At 64.9% G+C, this 16007-nt stretch carries 18 protein-coding genes; 15 read left to right on the top strand and 3 right to left on the bottom strand.

All coding sequences use genetic code 11. The features are described 5' to 3' along the window. The first annotated feature begins 44 nt into the window (after window positions 1-44). The 9 genes from KIT53_RS02950 to dnaB all read left to right on the top strand — a co-directional run bounded on the left by KIT53_RS02950 (window position 45) and on the right by dnaB (window position 6686). Window positions 45-344: a hypothetical protein gene (locus KIT53_RS02950; protein WP_297747382.1), complete on the top strand. Its 300-nt coding sequence runs from the start codon at window positions 45-47 to the stop codon at window positions 342-344. Then, a complete protein-coding gene (locus KIT53_RS02955) occupies window positions 341-916 on the top strand; it encodes a tetratricopeptide repeat protein (RefSeq protein WP_297747385.1) in 576 nt (191 codons plus the stop codon). Before KIT53_RS02950 ends, KIT53_RS02955 begins: the two co-directional genes overlap by 4 nt. Window positions 917-1061: 145 nt before the next feature. Next, window positions 1062-1322 (top strand): DUF4212 domain-containing protein, encoded by a 261-nt coding sequence (locus tag KIT53_RS02960; RefSeq protein WP_297747388.1) that lies wholly within the window; start codon window positions 1062-1064, stop codon window positions 1320-1322. Between the two features lie 4 nt (window positions 1323-1326). Further along, complete coding sequence (locus KIT53_RS02965; RefSeq protein ID WP_297747391.1) at window positions 1327-3444, top strand: sodium:solute symporter family protein; 2118 nt, start codon at window positions 1327-1329, stop codon at window positions 3442-3444. Between the two features lie 177 nt (window positions 3445-3621). Then, entirely contained in the window at window positions 3622-4005 is a 384-nt protein-coding gene (rpsF, locus tag KIT53_RS02970; protein ID WP_297747393.1) for a 30S ribosomal protein S6, read from the top strand. Window positions 4006-4029: 24 nt separating this feature from the next. Beyond that, window positions 4030-4317 (top strand): primosomal replication protein N, encoded by a 288-nt coding sequence (gene priB, locus KIT53_RS02975; protein ID WP_297747398.1) that lies wholly within the window; start codon window positions 4030-4032, stop codon window positions 4315-4317. An 11-nt stretch (window positions 4318-4328) separates the two neighbouring features. Beyond that, window positions 4329-4610 carry a 30S ribosomal protein S18 gene (gene rpsR / locus KIT53_RS02980; RefSeq protein WP_297747401.1) on the top strand — a complete coding sequence of 94 codons (282 nt, stop codon included), beginning with the start codon at window positions 4329-4331 and terminating at the stop codon, window positions 4608-4610. Between the two features lie 13 nt (window positions 4611-4623). Then, window positions 4624-5076: a 50S ribosomal protein L9 gene (gene rplI, locus KIT53_RS02985; RefSeq protein ID WP_297747404.1), complete on the top strand. Its 453-nt coding sequence runs from the start codon at window positions 4624-4626 to the stop codon at window positions 5074-5076. A 182-nt stretch (window positions 5077-5258) separates the two neighbouring features. Then, window positions 5259-6686 carry a replicative DNA helicase gene (gene dnaB / locus KIT53_RS02990; RefSeq protein WP_297747407.1) on the top strand — a complete coding sequence of 476 codons (1428 nt, stop codon included), beginning with the start codon at window positions 5259-5261 and terminating at the stop codon, window positions 6684-6686. 63 nt (window positions 6687-6749) lie between these two features. Here dnaB and KIT53_RS02995 read toward each other — a convergent pair whose 3' ends face one another. The 3 genes from KIT53_RS02995 to KIT53_RS03005 all read right to left on the bottom strand — a co-directional run bounded on the left by KIT53_RS02995 (window position 6750) and on the right by KIT53_RS03005 (window position 9720). Continuing rightward, on the bottom strand, window positions 6750-8507 hold the full coding sequence (locus KIT53_RS02995) for a PhoH family protein (RefSeq protein WP_297747410.1): 1758 nt from the start codon (window positions 8505-8507) through the stop codon (window positions 6750-6752). Window positions 8508-8705: 198 nt separating this feature from the next. Further along, complete coding sequence (locus tag KIT53_RS03000; RefSeq protein WP_297747413.1) at window positions 8706-9182, bottom strand: peroxiredoxin; 477 nt, start codon at window positions 9180-9182, stop codon at window positions 8706-8708. A 157-nt stretch (window positions 9183-9339) separates the two neighbouring features. Further along, window positions 9340-9720, bottom strand: a complete 381-nt coding sequence (locus KIT53_RS03005) for an Mth938-like domain-containing protein (protein ID WP_297747416.1) — start codon at window positions 9718-9720, stop codon at window positions 9340-9342. A 142-nt stretch (window positions 9721-9862) separates the two neighbouring features. Between KIT53_RS03005 and KIT53_RS03010 the strand changes: the two genes are divergently transcribed. From KIT53_RS03010 to KIT53_RS03035, 6 genes are all read left to right on the top strand, one after another. After that, the gene (locus tag KIT53_RS03010) at window positions 9863-11095 is read left to right on the top strand and encodes a pyridoxal phosphate-dependent aminotransferase (RefSeq protein WP_297747419.1); all 1233 of its coding nucleotides are present in this window, start codon (window positions 9863-9865) and stop codon (window positions 11093-11095) included. A gap of 30 nt (window positions 11096-11125) precedes the next feature. Further along, window positions 11126-12448, top strand: a complete 1323-nt coding sequence (locus KIT53_RS03015) for a homoserine dehydrogenase (RefSeq protein ID WP_297747422.1) — start codon at window positions 11126-11128, stop codon at window positions 12446-12448. Beyond that, window positions 12448-13890, top strand: coding sequence for a threonine synthase (thrC, locus tag KIT53_RS03020; protein ID WP_297747425.1), 1443 nt, complete (start codon window positions 12448-12450; stop codon window positions 13888-13890). Before KIT53_RS03015 ends, thrC begins: the two co-directional genes overlap by 1 nt. Window positions 13891-13991: 101 nt before the next feature. After that, entirely contained in the window at window positions 13992-15275 is a 1284-nt protein-coding gene (gene glp, locus KIT53_RS03025) for a gephyrin-like molybdotransferase Glp (protein ID WP_297747429.1), read from the top strand. Then, the gene (locus KIT53_RS03030; protein ID WP_297747431.1) at window positions 15272-15523 is read left to right on the top strand and encodes a MoaD/ThiS family protein; all 252 of its coding nucleotides are present in this window, start codon (window positions 15272-15274) and stop codon (window positions 15521-15523) included. Before glp ends, KIT53_RS03030 begins: the two co-directional genes overlap by 4 nt. A 4-nt stretch (window positions 15524-15527) precedes the next feature. Further along, entirely contained in the window at window positions 15528-16007 is a 480-nt protein-coding gene (locus KIT53_RS03035) for a molybdenum cofactor biosynthesis protein MoaE (RefSeq protein ID WP_297747434.1), read from the top strand.

Consider the following 16007-nt stretch of genomic DNA (forward strand, 5'->3'; position numbering starts at 1 on the left):
TAAGTTCCGGACCAAGAATGGCCGCAGACCCTGGACCACCTCCCATGTTGCTGTTCATTTCTGCTCTCAAGCTCATCGCCGAAATCGCTCTGCTGGCCTTGCTGGGTCAGTGGGTGCTGGGTTTGCTGGCGGGACAGCGCCGGGACCAGAACGTCTTCTACCAGGTGCTTCAGATGATCGGCCGGCCTTTCGTGCAGGTCGCGCGCCTGGTGACGCCGCGCAAGGTGGTGCTGGAGCGGCACCTGCCGCTGGTGGCCTTCCTGCTGCTGGCGCTTGCGTGGTTCGCCGTGACGGCCTGGAAGGTGAGTCACTGTCTGCAGATTGGCATGGAGTTGTGCAAATGAAGACTTCCCTGAACCGGTGGTACCTGCGCTGGCAAGTTCGGGCCATGCTGCTGCTGGGGCAGCGCGCGCAGGCGCTGGCCCGCATAGAAGGGCATCTGGCTCGCGACACCACCGACCTGTACGCATGGGCCACGCGCGCGCATCTGCTGGCCGAGCAGGGTGACAAGGCCGGCGCGCTGAAGACCCTGCAGCATCTGGTGACGCTCACGCCCGACCAGGCTGCCGCCTGGTTCAACCTGGGTTTTCTCTGCGAGGAAATGGGCGAACTCAGTCAGGCCGAAGCCGCCTTCCGGCGCGCCACCGACATCGATCCCAAGCTGGACCGCGCCTGGTACGGACTGGCCCTGAGCCTGATCCGCCAGCATCGGTTCGACGACGCCGTCGTCGCCCTGCGCAAGAACACCGAACTGCAACCCATGAGCCCCTACGGCTGGTACCAGCTGGCCAGGGTTCATGTCGACCGGCAAGAGCCCGAGGAGGCGGCGAAGATCATTCGCCACCTGCGCAGGTTCGAGCCCAAAGTGGCTGCACAGCTGGAGCGCGAGACCGGCCTGGGGCAAGCCCAGGCCTGAGTGGCGCGCTGCCGCCGTGCAGCAAGAAAAGGGGTGATGGGCGCCAGCCCTTCACCGAAAAACGCGGACCGGTTGCAGGCTGCCTGGGGGACAGGGCAGTGTCCGTGACGTGCCCGAGAGGGTTTTGTTGATGGAGGTCGATCGCATGGAACTGACTGACAAGCACCGCCGATACTGGCGCAAGAACCTCAACATCACGGCCATATTGCTCGTGATCTGGTTCGTGGTGACGTTCGTCGTGGGCTACTACGCCCGCGAGCTGAGCTTCAACTTCTTTGGCTGGCCGTTCAGCTTCTGGGTGGGAGCCCAGGGCGCCCTGGTGGTGTACTGCCTGATCATCGGGTACTACGCCTGGTACATGAACAAGCTCGACATCGAACACGGTGTCGAAGAGAACGAGGACTGACACCATGGCAGGCATATTCGAAACCAAGGCCGGTGTCAGCTCCGGCGAAGCCAACCGGGCCTTCAAGGCCCAGCTCAACAAGGTCTACACCTGGTACACAGGCGGCTTCTTCATCTTCGTGGTGGCGCTGGCCATCCTGGAGCAGTTGGGCCTGTCGCGCGAGTGGATCGGCTTCATCTTCCTGCTCGCCACCATCGGGCTGTACGCCGGCATCGGCATCATGAGCCGCACCACCGACGCCGCCGAGTACTACGTGGCGGGTCGGCGTGTGCCGGCGGTCTATAACGGCATGGCCACGGGCGCGGACTGGATGTCGGCCGCGTCCTTCATCGGCATGGCCGGTACGCTGTACCTGACCGGCTACAGCGGTCTGGCTTTCATCATGGGCTGGACCGGGGGCTACTGCCTGGTGGCGCTGTTCCTCGCACCTTACCTTCGCAAGTTCGGGCAGTTCACCATTCCCGACTTCCTGGGCGAGCGCTACGGCGGCAACCTGCCGCGCTTCCTGGGCATCTGCGCGGCCATTCTCTGCTCCTTCACCTACGTGGTGGCGCAGATCTATGGCGTGGGCCTGATCACCTCGCGTCTGACCGGCGTGGCCTTCGAGCTCGGGATTTTCCTGGGTCTGGGCGGCATCCTGGTCTGCTCGTTCCTGGGCGGCATGCGCGCCGTCACCTGGACGCAGGTGGCGCAGTACATCATCCTAATCGTGGCCTACATGATCCCGGTGGTGTGGCTGTCGGTGAAGCAGACCAGCGTGCCCGTGCCGCAGGCCATCTACGGCGTGCAGCTCGAGAAGGTCACGGCCAAGGAAAAACTCCTGGCCAACGACCCCAAGGAACTTGAGGTCCGTGAGATCTTCAAGCAGCGCTCTGCCGCACTGGCCGAGAAGCTGAAGGACCCGGCTGCTGCGCTGGCCGCCGACAAGGCGGCAGCCGAAGGCAAGCTGGCCCAGCTCCGCTCTGCCAACGCGCCCACGGCAGAAATTGCCGCGGCCGAGAAGGCTGTCGCCGACCTGCCCAAGGACGCTGCCGCCGCCACCGCCGCCTGGACCCGTGCCAAGGCCGGGGCAGACGCCAAGGCCCGGCCGCTCAACGGCATGCCGCCGCACGCGCAACAGTACGCCGGTGATCCCAAGGGCGATGCCAAGGCCGTGGAGACCTACGACACCTCGCGCCGCAACTTCCTGGCGCTGATCTTCTGTCTGATGGTGGGTACCGCCGCGCTGCCGCACATCCTGATGCGGTACTACACCGTGCCCAGCGTGAGGGAGGCGCGGCAGTCGGTGACCTGGTCGCTGTTCTTCATCTTTTTGTTGTACTTCACGGCGCCTGCCCTGGCGGTACTGGTCAAGTACGAGGTGTTCCACGTTCTGGTGGGCACGCCGTTCGACCAGATGCCGGCCTGGGTGGCGTCGTGGAACAAGGTGGATCCGAGTCTGCTGTCCATCACCGACATCAACAAAGATGGCCTCCTGCAGCTCAACGAGATGACCATCGGTGGCGACATCATCGTGCTGGCAACCCCGGAAATCGGTGGTCTCCCGTACGTGGTCTCCGGCCTGGTTGCTGCCGGTGGCCTGGCCGCCGCGCTGTCCACCGCCGACGGTCTGCTGCTGACCATCGCCAACGCGCTGTCGCACGACCTGTACTACAAGATGATCGATCCCAACGCCTCGACCGCCCGCCGCGTGACCATTTCCAAGGTCCTGCTGCTGGTGGTGGCGCTGGCCGCGGCCTACGTGGCGGCGCAGAAACCGGCGGACATCCTGTTCCTGGTGTCTGCGGCGTTCTCGTTCGCGGCGGCGGCGTTCTTCCCGGCGCTGGTGCTCGGCATCTTCTGGAAGCGTGCAACCGGCATCGCCGCCTCGCTGGGCATGATCGCTGGCCTCGGCGTGACGTTCTACTACATGGTGACCACCCAGCCCTGGCTGCGCGGCATCTTTGGCGTGACTTCGCCGATCGAGCTCTGGTGGGGCATCCAGCCCATCTCGGCGGGCGTCTTCGGCGTGCCGGTGGGTTTTGCCGTGATCATCCTGGTGAGCCTGGTCACGCCGGCCCCCAGCAAGAAGATCCAGGACCTGGTGGAGCACGTGCGTTACCCCAACCTGAAGATGGCTTGATGCCCGGGGGCTGTGCCCCCTGACTTCCCAGCCGGAACCCGGCCAGTTTGCTGACTGGCCGGGTTTTTTGCTAGAATCGCGGGCTTGCCTTGCTGCACCCTGTGTTGACGCCAGGGGCAGCTTTCATCCCTGGCCAGGGCTATTTTTGCCCCGGCCGGTCATCCACAAGGAGAGTCCATGCGTCACTATGAGATCGTTTTGCTGATCCATCCGGATCAAAGCGAACAGGTTCCAGCCATGCTGGAGCGCTACAAGGGCATGATCACCGCCGGCGGCGGCAAGATCCACCGTGTTGAAGACTGGGGCCGTCGTCAGCTGGCTTACCAGATCAACAAGCTGTCCAAGGCCCACTACCTGTGCGTCAACATCGAGGCCGACCAGGCCGTGATGGGTGAACTGGAGCATGCCTTCAAGTTCAACGACGCCGTTCTGCGTCATCTCACCGTGCAGCGCAAGAAGGCCGACACCGCACCGTCGGCCATGATGCGTTCGGTCGAGCGCGAGGAAGCCCGCAAGCTCCAGCAGCCCGCCCAGCACGCTTCGCAGGAACAGGCCGCCTAAGTTCGCGGCGCCCATCGTCAGCGGGTGAACCAGTTCCAGTTGTCGGCCGTCGTGGTGCAGGTCCAGAGCCTGCGGTACACACCGGCAGGCATCCCGGCCGTCAACCTCGTGCTTGAACACGAGTCACAGATCGTCGAAATGGATACCCCGCGGCAAGTGAAAGTGCAACTGAGGGCCATTGCCTTCGGTGCGCAGGCTGAGATCCTGTCCCGCCAGGGACTTGAAGCGGTCTGTGAGTTTCACGGCTTTCTGACGAATGCGCGCAACGGCAAGGGCGTGGTGTTCCACATCCAGGATTTCAGCAAGACATAGGAAGGCCCATCATGGCTGCACCCAAGCGTTTCAACAAAGACAAGCGCCCCAAGCGCAATACCCAGTCGCTGCTCTTCAAGCGCAAGCGCTTCTGCCGTTTCACCGTCGCCAACGTCGAAGAAGTGGACTACAAGGACATCGACGTCCTGCGTGACTTCGTCGCCGAGAACGGCAAGATCATTCCCGCCCGCCTGACCGGTACCCGCGCGTTCTACCAGCGCCAGGTCAACACCGCGATCAAGCGCGCCCGCTTCCTGGCCATGCTGCCGTACAGCGACCAGCACCGCGTCTGAAAGAGAGCCTGACATGCAAATCATCCTGCTCGACAAAGTGATCAACCTCGGCGCCCTGGGCGACGTGGTCAAGGTCAAGGACGGCTACGCCCGCAACTTCCTGATTCCCACCGGCCGTGCCCGTCGCGCCACCCAGAGCGCCATCGCCGAGTTCGAGGCCCGCCGTGCCGAACTGGAAAAGGTCGCCGCGGCCAAGCACGCCGAAGCCCAGGCCCTGGGCGAGAAGCTGGGCGCCGCGTCCATCAAGCTGACGCAGAAGGCCGGCGTGGACGGCCGCCTGTTCGGCTCCGTCACCAACCACGACGTGGCCGATGAGCTGAACAAGCAAGGCTTCAAGGTCGCCAAGGCGCAAGTGCGCATGCCCAATGGTCCGCTCAAGAACGTGGGCGACTACACGGTCAGCGTGCACCTGCATACCGACGTGACGGTGGACCTCGCTGTTTCGGTGCTCGGCGAAACCGCCTGAACCCGGCAAGCCGTCCGCGGCCCAAAGCCGCTGCCTTCAGGCAGCGGCTTTTTTCTTTCTGCGTGCAACCGGGGCGGACTTGTCCTCCGATGTGCACGGGACGTCCACCGCTTGTCCACAGGCTTATCCCATGACTTGTCGGACCCCTGGGGGTACGATAGAACGCCACCGCTGCTTCGCCCATGTCTGCTTCTTTTCCCACCTCCTTTTCGTCCTTCGACCCCGGATTCGATGAGGCCGGCGCGATCGCGGATCCGCAACTGGCCCAGTTGCGCGTACCACCGCACTCCATCGAAGCGGAATCCAGCGTGCTGGGTGGGCTGCTGCTCGACAACGGTGCCTGGGACCGCGTCGCCGACTTGGTCAACGACTCCGATTTCTACCGCTACGAGCACCGCCTGACGTACTCCGCCATTGCGGCACTGGTCAATGCCAGCAAACCGGCGGACGTGGTGACGGTGTTCGAGCATCTCCAGAGCCTGGGCAAGGCCGACGAAGCGGGGGGACTGGCCTACTTGAACTCCCTGGCGCAGTACGTGCCCAGTGCAGCCAACATCCGCCGTTATGCGGAGATCGTGCGCGAGCGTGCCATCCTGCGCAAGCTGGTCGCGGCCAGCGATGAGATCGCCACCTCGGCGTTCAACCCTCAAGGGCGTGCGGTCGACAAGATCCTGGACGAGGCCGAGCAGAAGATTTTCAACATCGGGGAAGAGGGCTCCCGCATGAAGGAAGGCTTCCAGGGCATGGACAAGTTGGTGGTCGACCTGCTTGACCGCGTGCAGGAGATGGCCGACAACCCGAATGACATCACCGGCGTACCCACGGGTTTCGTCGACCTTGACCGCATGACCTCAGGCCTGCAGGGCGGAGACCTGATCGTGCTGGCCGCGCGCCCATCCATGGGCAAGACCGCCTTTGCGATCAATATTGCAGAACATGTGGCCCTCAATGAAGGCCTGCCCGTGGCCGTGTTCTCCATGGAAATGGGGGCCTCTCAGCTGGCGGTGCGTATCGTCGGCTCGATTGGCCGCATCAACCAATCTCACCTGCGCAACGGCAAGCTCACCGACGACGAATGGCCGCGGCTGACCGAGGCGATCGAGAAGCTGCGCAACGTTTCTCTGCACATCGATGAGACGCCAGGTCTTACACCCAGCGTGCTGCGGGCCAATGCGCGGCGCCTTTCTCGCCAGTGTGGCAAGCTGGGGTTGATCGTGGTGGATTACCTGCAGCTCATGAGCGGCAGCAGCAGCGATGGCGAGAACCGCGCTTCCGAACTGGGAGAGATCTCGCGGGGCCTGAAGATGTTGGCCAAGGAGTTGCAGTGCCCCGTGATCGCGCTGTCGCAGCTCAACCGCAGCGTGGAGACCCGCACCGACAAGCGTCCCATGATGAGCGATCTGCGCGAGTCCGGCGCCATCGAGCAGGATGCGGACATCATCATGTTCATCTACCGCGATGAGTACTACACCAAGGACGCCTGCAAGGAGCCGGGTGTTGCGGAGATCATCATCGGCAAACAGCGTAACGGCCCCACCGGCACGGTCAAGCTGGCCTTCCTGAACATGCTCACCCGATTCGAAAGCCTGGCGGGCGGCGGTGATTTCTGAAAGCGCCGGTGTGCGGTACTGAGCGCTTCTTCTCGCTCCACACCGCACGCTGGACGCTCGACCCTACAACACCTCGCTGGCGAAATCGGCCAGGCGAGAGCGCTCGCCGCGTGCCAGCGTGATGTGGCCACCATGTGGCCAGCCTTTGAAACGGTCCACCGCATACGTCAATCCCGAGGAGCCCTCGGTGAGGTAGGGCGTGTCGATCTGCGCCAGATTGCCCATGCAGATGATCTTGGTGCCGGGGCCGGCACGGGTGATCAGGGTCTTCATCTGCTTGGGGGTGAGGTTCTGCGCTTCGTCGATGATCACGTAACGGTTCATGAACGTGCGCCCCCGCATGAAGTTCATGCTCTTGACCTTGATGCGGCTGCGGATGAGCTCGTTGGTGGCGGCACGGCCCCATTCGCCCGCATTGCCTCCGTCGCCCTTGGCCAGGAACTCCAGGTTGTCGTCCAGCGCACCCATCCAGGGGCCCATCTTCTCTTCCTCGGTGCCGGGCAGGAAGCCGATGTCCTCGCCCACGCTCACGGTGGCGCGGGTCATGATGATCTCGGTGTAGCGGCGGTCATCGAGGACTTGGGTGAGGCCACTGGCCAACGCCATCAGCGTCTTGCCGGTGCCGGCAGTGCCGGCCAGCGTGACGAAGTCCACCTCCGGGTCCATCAGGAGGTTGAGCGCGAAGTTCTGCTCGCGGTTGCGGCTGGTCACACCCCAGACTGCGTTCTTGAGGTGCGTGTAGTCCTTGAGTGTCTTGAGCACCGCCGTCTTGTCACGGATCTCGGTCACCCGTGCATACAGCGAGGGCTCACCCGGAGCCTCGAAGTAGACAAACTGGTTGATGTGGAACTGGCCCACCGTCGGCCCGCTCACGCGGTAGAAGGTGTGGCTGCCGCTTTGCCAGCTTTCGATGGTCTTGCTCTGGCGGGTCCAGAAATCCTGTGGCAGAGCGAGCGCCCCCGAGTAGAGCAGCTCACCGTCGTCCAGCGTCTTGTCGTTCTGGTAGTCCTCGGCCGCCAGACCCAGCGCGCGGGCCTTGACGCGCATGTTGATGTCCTTGGAAACCAGGATCACCTCGCGCTGCGGATGCCGTTCGCGCAGCGCATGTACCACGCCAAGGATCTGGTTGTCCGCCTTGCCCTGCGGCAGGCTGGAGGGCAGGTTGTCGCTCAACGGTTCGGTTTGGAAGAACAGCAGGCCGCGCGCCGACTGGTGGCCGGTGGCCGAGAGCTTGAGGCCCCTGGCCATGTCGCCCCCTTGCTGGGCCACGAGGGCGTCCAGCGTGCGGCTGGTCTGGCGGCCATTGCGCGCAACCTCGGTCATGCCTTTCTTGTGGCCGTCCAGTTCCTCCAGCACGATCATCGGCAGGAAGATGTCGTGTTCCTCGAAGCGGAACAGGCTGGTCGGGTCGTGCAGCAACACGTTGGTGTCGAGCACGAACAGGCGCGTTGGCCCCGTGGCGGCGGACCGACCTGTGCCGCGCCGGCGCACACTCGCCACCGGGGTCGCTTGAGCAGGTGCCGCGGAGGGCGTGGATTCCGCCGGCTTGCGGTTGGGGGCCTTCGCGACCGTGGGCTCCTCGCGTGTCGGAGGCGCCGGAGCCAAGGCCACTGGTGGCGGAGCGGTTGTGGCCTCGGTCTTGCGTCCCCGTGCAGGTTGGCGTGCCGGGGGCGATTGCCGGGCGGGGGGCGCCGCGTCGACAGGCCTGGGTGCGGGTTCCAGGGCAGCGGCGAAGTCGAGCGACTCTTCGGCGGCTTTGAGGGTGTAGGCGTCGGGAGCGAGGAGGGCGGCGCGTTTGGTGGGGGCGGGCGGCAGGGGCATGAGGGCTGGATCAGCGAAGGGCCGAAAAGCAAAAAGCCGCCAGGGAGACCGGGCGGCTTCGAGGGCTGCGGGAACGTCGGGCAGAAAGGGGCGGAGCGCAGTGGCTTGCCGTCATCGTCATGAATTCATTATGCATGACTCAGGTGACATTGCACGCTGGCGCACCGAGGTCGTGACACCGGCGGTTGACAAAGGCGCTCAGGCGGCCTTCTTGAGGGCCTTGACCGCCTTGAGCACTTCTTCCACGTGGCCTGGCACCTTCAGGCCACGCCACTCCTGCTTCAGCACGCCGTCCGGGCCAATGAGGAAGGTGCTGCGCTCGATGCCCTTGACCTTCTTGCCGTACATGATCTTGTTCTTCACGACGCCGAACATGTGGCACATCTTTTCTTCCGTGTCGGCAATGAGCTCGAACGGCAGTTCCAGCTTGGTCTTGAAGTCCTCGTGCGACTTCATGTTGTCGCGAGAAACGCCGAAGACCTGGGCGCCAGCCTTGACGAAGTCCCGGTACTTGTCGCGGAACTGCATGGCCTCGGTGGTGCAGCCGGGGGTGTTGTCCTTGGGGTAGAAGTACAGCACGACCGTCTGGCCCAGGTGCGACTGGTTGCTGACCTTGACGCCGCCGGTGGCCAGGGATTCGAATTCGGGAATGGGTTTGTTGACAACGACGGCCATAACTGCGTGGACCCCTGACGTAAGTTGGTGGTGATGCGTTGGCTTCCCGGTCGTCCCGCGGGGCACCCTGTGGCAGGATGCAGGACGTGGGAGAGGGAAACAAGGGTCTATTTTACCCTGAACGGTATGGCCCGTCCGGGGCCCTGTCCCGGGCGTCTCAGGACTCAATCAGCAGCGCCGCTACCACCCGTCGGCCTTCGCCGGCCAGGATGTTGAATGTGCGGCAGGCGGCGGCCGTGTCCATGGTTTCCACGCCGATACGCCGAGCCATCAGGCTCTGCAGCAACGCCGGGCGCACGAAGCGCAGACGTTGCCCGCTGCCAAAGACCACCAGCTCCGGCGTTTCGTCTCCCAGCGTGGCCAGTTTCTCGAAGTGGGCGGCGGTCAAGGCCTCGAAGCGGTCGCAGTCCCAGGCCAGCAGGGGGCCGCCGCTGCTGAGCAGCAGGCTGTTGGCATGCCGCTGGCCATTGACGGCCACCCAGCCTGGGCCGTAGGCGGTGATGGTCTGGCTGTCTGGCTTGTCAGCGTGAAGTTTCATGGGGCAGCAGCCGGGCTGATAGGCCTTGGAACTGTGGTCAAATGGCAGGTTTTCCCTGACGCAGGCGGGAAATATACCCCTCGTCGCCAGTGACCGCGGCTCTGGCCGCCCCATGACCCTTTGACCCCCTCCGGGAGGGACTGTGAAGACCATCAAGAAATCCGCCAAGCTAGCCAACGTCTGCTACGACATCCGTGGACCCATCATGGATGCGGCGCGCCAGATGGAGGAAGAGGGTCACAAGATCATCAAGCTCAACATTGGCAATCTGGCGGTGTTCGGCTTCGACGCCCCGGAAGAGATTCAGCAGGACATGATCCGCAACCTGCCGAATTCGGCAGGTTACTCGGACAGCAAGGGCATCTTTGCCGCGCGCAAGGCGGTGATGCACGAAACGCAGAAGCAGGGTGTCAAGGGCGTGACGCTGGACGACATCTACCTGGGCAATGGCGCGAGCGAGCTCATCGTCATGGCGACCAATGCCCTGCTGGACGACGGCGACGAGCTGCTGCTGCCGGCGCCCGACTATCCGCTGTGGACCGCGGCGGTGAGCCTTTCGGGCGGTACGCCGGTGCACTACATGTGCGACGAGTCCAACGGCTGGATGCCGGATCTGGACGACATCCGCCGCAAGATCACACCGGCCACCAAAGGCATCGTGGTCATCAATCCGAACAACCCCACCGGCGCACTCTATTCCACCGAACTGCTGCAGGCCATCGTGCAGATCGCCCGCGAGCATGGGCTCGTGATCCTGGCCGACGAGGTGTACGACAAGGTGGTGTACGACGACGCGAAGCACACCGCGATCGCCAGCCTGTCGGAGGATGTGCTCACGCTGACGTTCAATTCCCTGTCCAAGAGTTACCGGTCCTGCGGTTACCGCGCCGGCTGGCTGGTCGTCTCGGGTGACAAGAAGCCTGCCCGTGACTATATCGAGGGCCTGAACATGCTCTCGAACATGCGGCTGTGCGCCAACGTGCCTGGCCAATGGGCGATCCAGACCGCGCTCGGGGGGTACCAGAGCATCAACGACCTGGTGTGCGAGGGTGGGCGTCTGCGCCGCCAGCGTGACCTGGCCTATGAGCTCATCACCGCGATTCCTGGCGTGACCTGCAACAAGCCGGCTGCGGCGCTGTACATGTTTCCCCGCCTGGACCCGAAGATGTACCCCGTCGAGGACGACCAGCAGATGTTCCTGGAGCTGCTGCAGGAGACGCGGGTGATGCTGGTGCAGGGTTCGGGCTTCAATTACCCCGACAACCAGCATTTCCGCATCGTGTTCCTGCCGCACGAGGACGATCTGCGCGAGGCCATTGGCCGCGTGGCCAAGTTCCTCGAGAGCTGGCGCAAGCGCCATGGGGCCGCAGGCTGACGAAGTTTCCGTTTTCCAACCAAGACCGACATGAAACCGATCCAAGTAGGCCTGCTGGGCATTGGCACCGTGGGCAGCGGCACGTTCAACGTGCTCAAACGCAACCAGGAAGAGATTCGCCGCCGCGCCGGCCGTGGCATCGAGATCACCATGGTGGCCGACCTCGACACCGCGCGCGCCCAGTCCGTGGTGGGTGCCGGCGTCAAGGTGGTGAAGGACGCCCGTGAGGTCATTGCGAATCCGGATATCGACATCGTGATCGAGCTCATTGGCGGTTACGGTATCGCCCGTACGCTGGTGATGGAGGCGATCGCGGCCGGCAAGCACGTGGTGACCGCCAACAAGGCGCTGCTGGCGGTGCACGGTACCGAGATCTTTGCGGCGGCGTCCGCCAAGGGCGTCATGGTGGCGTTCGAGGCGGCGGTCGCTGGCGGCATTCCGATCATCAAGGCCCTGCGTGAGGGACTCACCGCCAACCGCATCCAGTGGATCGCGGGGATCATCAACGGCACCACGAACTTCATCCTGTCCGAAATGCGCGACAAGGGCCTGGACTTCGGTACGGTGCTCAAGGACGCCCAACGCCTGGGGTACGCCGAGGCCGACCCCACCTTCGACATCGAGGGCGTGGATGCCGCGCACAAGGTCACGCTGATGAGCGCCATTGCCTTTGGCATTCCGGTGCAGTTCGACAAGGCCTATGTGGAAGGCATCACCCAGTTGGGCGCCACCGACATCCGGTACGCCGAGCAACTGGGCTACCGCATCAAGCTGCTGGGCATCACCAAGCGCGTGGCCAAGGGCGTGGAACTGCGGGTGCACCCCAGCCTGGTGCCGGCCAAGAGGCTCATCGCCAACGTGGAAGGCGCCATGAACGCCGTGGTGGTGCATGGCGATGCCGTGGGCGCCACGCTCTACTACGGCAAGGGCGCTGGCAGCGAGCCCACCGCCAGCGCCGTGATCGCGGACCTGGTGGACATCACGCGCCTGCACACGGCCGATCCGCACCACCGCGTGCCGCATCTGGCTTTCCAGCCCGACGCATTGAGCGACATCTCGGTGCTGCCCATGAGCGAGGTGGTGACCAGCTACTACCTGCGCCTGCGCGTGGCCGACGAGGCCGGCGTGCTGGCCAAGGTGACCGGTCTGCTCGCAGGCGCCGGTATCAGCATCGACGCGGTGCTGCAGCGCGAGGCCGACGAGGTGAGCGGTGAAGGCGGTACTTCGACCGACCTGATCATCCTGACGCACAACACGCGTGAAGGCACCATGAGCGACGCGCTGGCGCAACTGCAGCAACTCCCCACCGTGCTGGCGCCCATCGTGCGGATTCGCAAGGAAGAGCTGAACTGATGCGGTACCTGTCCACGCGTGGCGACCCGGGGCGCAAACGCTTCTGCGAAATCCTGCTGGAAGGTCTGGCTCCGGACGGCGGGCTGTACCTGCCCGAGCACTATCCCCGGGTGGATGCCGCCACCCTGGCGCGCTGGCGTGCGGTGTTCAACAACGGCGCGCCGGGCGGTTACGCGGCGCTGGCGTTCGAGATCCTCTCCCTCTACATCGACGACATTCCTGCCGCCGATCTGCGGGCACTGTGCGAGAAGACCTACACCGAAGCGGTGTATGGCACGCCGCAGATCGTGCCGCTCAAGCGGCTCGACCCGGGTCTCTGCCTGGAGGCCCTGTCCAATGGCCCGACGCTGGCGTTCAAGGACATGGCCATGCAGTTGCTGGGCAACCTGTTCGAGTACGAACTGGGCCGACGGGGTGCGGAGCTCAACATCCTGGGCGCCACCAGCGGCGATACGGGCAGCGCGGCCGAGTACGCGATGCGTGGCAAGAAGGGGGTGCGGGTGTTCATGCTCAGCCCGCACGGGCGCATGAGCCCCTTCCAGCAGGCGCAGATGTTCAGTCTGATGGACGAGAACATCCACAACATCGCCATCGCCGGCGTGTTCGACGATTGCCAGGACATCGTCAAGAACGTCAGCAACGACCTGGCCTTCAAGCGCGACTACCGCATCGGCACGGTCAACTCCATCAACTGGGCGCGGTTGCTGGCCCAGGTCGTGTACTACTTCGCGGGCTATTTCCAGGCGACGGTGAAAGACACGGAGCCTGTCTCATTCACCGTGCCGTCAGGCAACTTTGGCAATGTCTGCGCCGGCCATGTGGCCCGGCAGATGGGCCTGCCCATCGACAAACTGGTGGTCGCCACCAACGAGAACGACGTGTTGGACGAGTTCTTCCGCACCGGCACCTACCGCGTGCGCGGCGCGGCGGACACGCACGAGACCTCCAGCCCGTCCATGGACATCTCCAAGGCGAGCAACTTCGAGCGTTTTGTCTTTGACCTGCTGGGGCGTGATGGCGCGCGTACCAAGGCGCTGTTTGGTGACACGCTGGCGCGTACCGGTCGTTTCGACCTTGGTGCCGATCCGGTGTTCGCCGATGCGGCGCGTCGCTATGGTTTTCGGAGCGGCAAGAGCACGCATGCAGACCGCCTGGCGACCATTCGCAGCGTCTTTGAACGCCATGGCGTGATGATCGACACGCACACGGCCGACGGGGTGAAGGTGGCGCAGGAGCACCGTGATGCCGGCGTGCCCATGGTCGTTCTGGAGACGGCCTTGCCGATCAAGTTCGCCGACACCATCGTCGAGGCGCTGGGCCGTCCGCCTGAGCGGCCGGCCAGGTTCGAAGGTATCGAAGACCTACCCCGGCGTGTGCACGTGATGCCGGCAGACACAGCCGCGGTGCAGGCCTACATCGCCGCGCATTGCAAGCCGGTGTGAGGTCGGCGGGCTTTGCGCCCAGGCGGTGACGGCGTGGGCTGCTTGTTCGACAATGCGGTGCCGACCGGGTGACGCCACCCGGCATTCCAGACGAATCCGACATGAGCAGAACCGCCCGCGCCCCCCTGATGACGCTCGACGCCGCCCTGGCCGACCTGCTGGGCCGTGTGCAGGCGCTGGACGGCGAGGAAACCGTTCCCACCTTCGAGGCCGATGGCCGCGTGCTGGCCGAGGATCTGGTGTCGGCGCTGCAGGTGCCGCCTCACGACAACGCATCCATGGATGGCTACGCACTGCGCGTGGCCGACGTGCGCGAGGCCAGCCAGGTGCTGCCCGTGAGCCAGCGCATCGCGGCGGGGCACATGGGCGAGGCCCTCCAGCCGGGCACCTGTGCCCGCATCTTCACCGGCGCACCCCTGCCCGAAGGGGCCGACGCGGTGGTCATGCAGGAGGACACCACCGAGGTGGGGGGGGACATCCATGCCGTCCACATCCATGCCATGCCGGAGCCTGGCCAATGGGTGCGGCGAGCCGGCGAGGACGTGCGCCGTGGCGCGGTGGTCCTCGCACGTGGAGAGCGCCTCTCACCGGCCAGCCTGGGCCTGGCGGCGAGCCTGGGACGCGCCCAGGTGCGCGTCGTGCGCCGCCCACGCGTGGCCCTCTTTTCCACGGGCGACGAGCTCGTCATGCCCGGCGAGGTGGCGCCAGAAGCCATGCCGCCGGGCGCGATCTACAACGCCAACCGGTTTTTCCTGCGCACGCTGCTGCAGCGCATGGGCTGCGAGGTCAGTGACCTGGGCATCGTGCCCGACCGTCGCGACGCAACCCTGGCCGCGCTCAAGACGGCGGCGGACCACCACGACCTCATTCTGACCAGCGGTGGGGTGTCGGTCGGCGAGGAAGACCACGTCAAGCCCTCGGTGCAGCAACTGGGCAGCCTGGACCTCTGGCAGATCGGGATGAAGCCCGGCAAACCGTTCGCCTACGGCAGTGTGCGGCGCGACGGGGGTGCAGGCAGTGCGTCCGGGCAGTCCTGCCACTTCATCGGCTTGCCAGGCAACCCCGTTTCCAGTTTCGTCACCTTCCTGCTGCTCGTGCGGCCGTTCCTGCTCAAGCTGCGGGGGGTTCCGGCACAGCGCATCCTGGCCTTGCCACACGCGATCCAGCTGCCGGCACACTTTGTGGTTTCGCGCGCGGACAAACGCCGCGAGTTCCTGCGCGTGCGCCGCAATGCATCGGGCGGGCTGGACCTTTTCCCCAACCAGAGTTCGGGTGTGCTGACCTCGATGGCCTGGGGGGATGGGCTGGTCGACAACCCGGCTGGCGCCACCATCGCACATGGCGATCTCGTCAGCTTCATCCCGTTTGCGGAACTGCTCGCATGAAAGTCCATCTCCGTTACTTCGCCTCCATCCGCGAGACCCTGGGCACCGGCACGGAAACCCTGGAGACGGCGGCGCCCACCCTGGGCGCGCTGCGCGAGGAACTGGTGGCGCGCGGTGGCGCGCATGCCCAGGCCCTGGCGCGCGGACGCGCAGTGCGCATGGCCTTGAACCAGGTCATGAGCGACGAGTCCGCCGCGCTCACCGAGGGGGCGGAGGTCGGCGTTTTTCCGCCGGTCACCGGAGGCTGAGGCCATGACGACCATGCGCGTCCGCATCCAGACCGCCGACTTCGATCTGTCGGCCGAGATTGCCGCGTTGCGCGCGCAAGACCGGCGCGTGGGAGCGGTGTGCAGCTTCCTGGGCACGGTCCGGGACCGCAATGACGGCCAGGACGTGAGTACGCTGGAGCTCGAGCACTACCCTGGCATGACCGAAAAGTCCATCGAGGCCATGATCGACGAGGCCCATCGGCGTTTCGACATCTTCGCCGCCCGCGTGGTGCACCGTGTGGGGCTGCTGCAGCCCCTGGACCAGATCGTGCTGGTGGCGGTCAGCTCCTCGCACCGGGGCGAGAGCTTCCGCGCCTGCGAATTCCTCATGGACTACCTCAAGACGCAGGCACCGTTCTGGAAGAAGGAGCAGACCCCCGAGGGCGCGCGCTGGGTGGACGCCCGTGTGAGCGACGACGAGGCCCTGGCGCGCTGGGGCATACAAGCCAGCAACCAGGGTTGA

It is taken from the genome of Hydrogenophaga sp., from assembly GCF_026125785.1.
Lineage (GTDB): Bacteria > Pseudomonadota > Gammaproteobacteria > Burkholderiales > Burkholderiaceae_C > Hydrogenophaga.

Bases quoted from the DNA above. Each gene is read 5' to 3' on its own strand.
- KIT53_RS02950 (WP_297747382.1), top strand. From the start codon at position 45: ATGTTGCTGTTCATTTCTGCTCTCAAGCTCATCGCCGAAATCGCTCTG.
- KIT53_RS02955 (WP_297747385.1), top strand. From the start codon at position 341: ATGAAGACTTCCCTGAACCGGTGGTACCTGCGCTGGCAAGTTCGGGCC.
- KIT53_RS02960 (WP_297747388.1), top strand. From the start codon at position 1,062: ATGGAACTGACTGACAAGCACCGCCGATACTGGCGCAAGAACCTCAAC.
- KIT53_RS02965 (WP_297747391.1), top strand. From the start codon at position 1,327: ATGGCAGGCATATTCGAAACCAAGGCCGGTGTCAGCTCCGGCGAAGCC.
- rpsF (WP_297747393.1), top strand. From the start codon at position 3,622: ATGCGTCACTATGAGATCGTTTTGCTGATCCATCCGGATCAAAGCGAA.
- rpsR (WP_297747401.1), top strand. From the start codon at position 4,329: ATGGCTGCACCCAAGCGTTTCAACAAAGACAAGCGCCCCAAGCGCAAT.
- rplI (WP_297747404.1), top strand. From the start codon at position 4,624: ATGCAAATCATCCTGCTCGACAAAGTGATCAACCTCGGCGCCCTGGGC.
- dnaB (WP_297747407.1), top strand. From the start codon at position 5,259: ATGTCTGCTTCTTTTCCCACCTCCTTTTCGTCCTTCGACCCCGGATTC.
- KIT53_RS02995 (WP_297747410.1), bottom strand. From the start codon at position 8,507: ATGCCCCTGCCGCCCGCCCCCACCAAACGCGCCGCCCTCCTCGCTCCC.
- KIT53_RS03000 (WP_297747413.1), bottom strand. From the start codon at position 9,182: ATGGCCGTCGTTGTCAACAAACCCATTCCCGAATTCGAATCCCTGGCC.
- KIT53_RS03005 (WP_297747416.1), bottom strand. From the start codon at position 9,720: ATGAAACTTCACGCTGACAAGCCAGACAGCCAGACCATCACCGCCTAC.
- KIT53_RS03015 (WP_297747422.1), top strand. From the start codon at position 11,126: ATGAAACCGATCCAAGTAGGCCTGCTGGGCATTGGCACCGTGGGCAGC.
- thrC (WP_297747425.1), top strand. From the start codon at position 12,448: ATGCGGTACCTGTCCACGCGTGGCGACCCGGGGCGCAAACGCTTCTGC.
- glp (WP_297747429.1), top strand. From the start codon at position 13,992: ATGAGCAGAACCGCCCGCGCCCCCCTGATGACGCTCGACGCCGCCCTG.
- KIT53_RS03030 (WP_297747431.1), top strand. From the start codon at position 15,272: ATGAAAGTCCATCTCCGTTACTTCGCCTCCATCCGCGAGACCCTGGGC.
- KIT53_RS03035 (WP_297747434.1), top strand. From the start codon at position 15,528: ATGACGACCATGCGCGTCCGCATCCAGACCGCCGACTTCGATCTGTCG.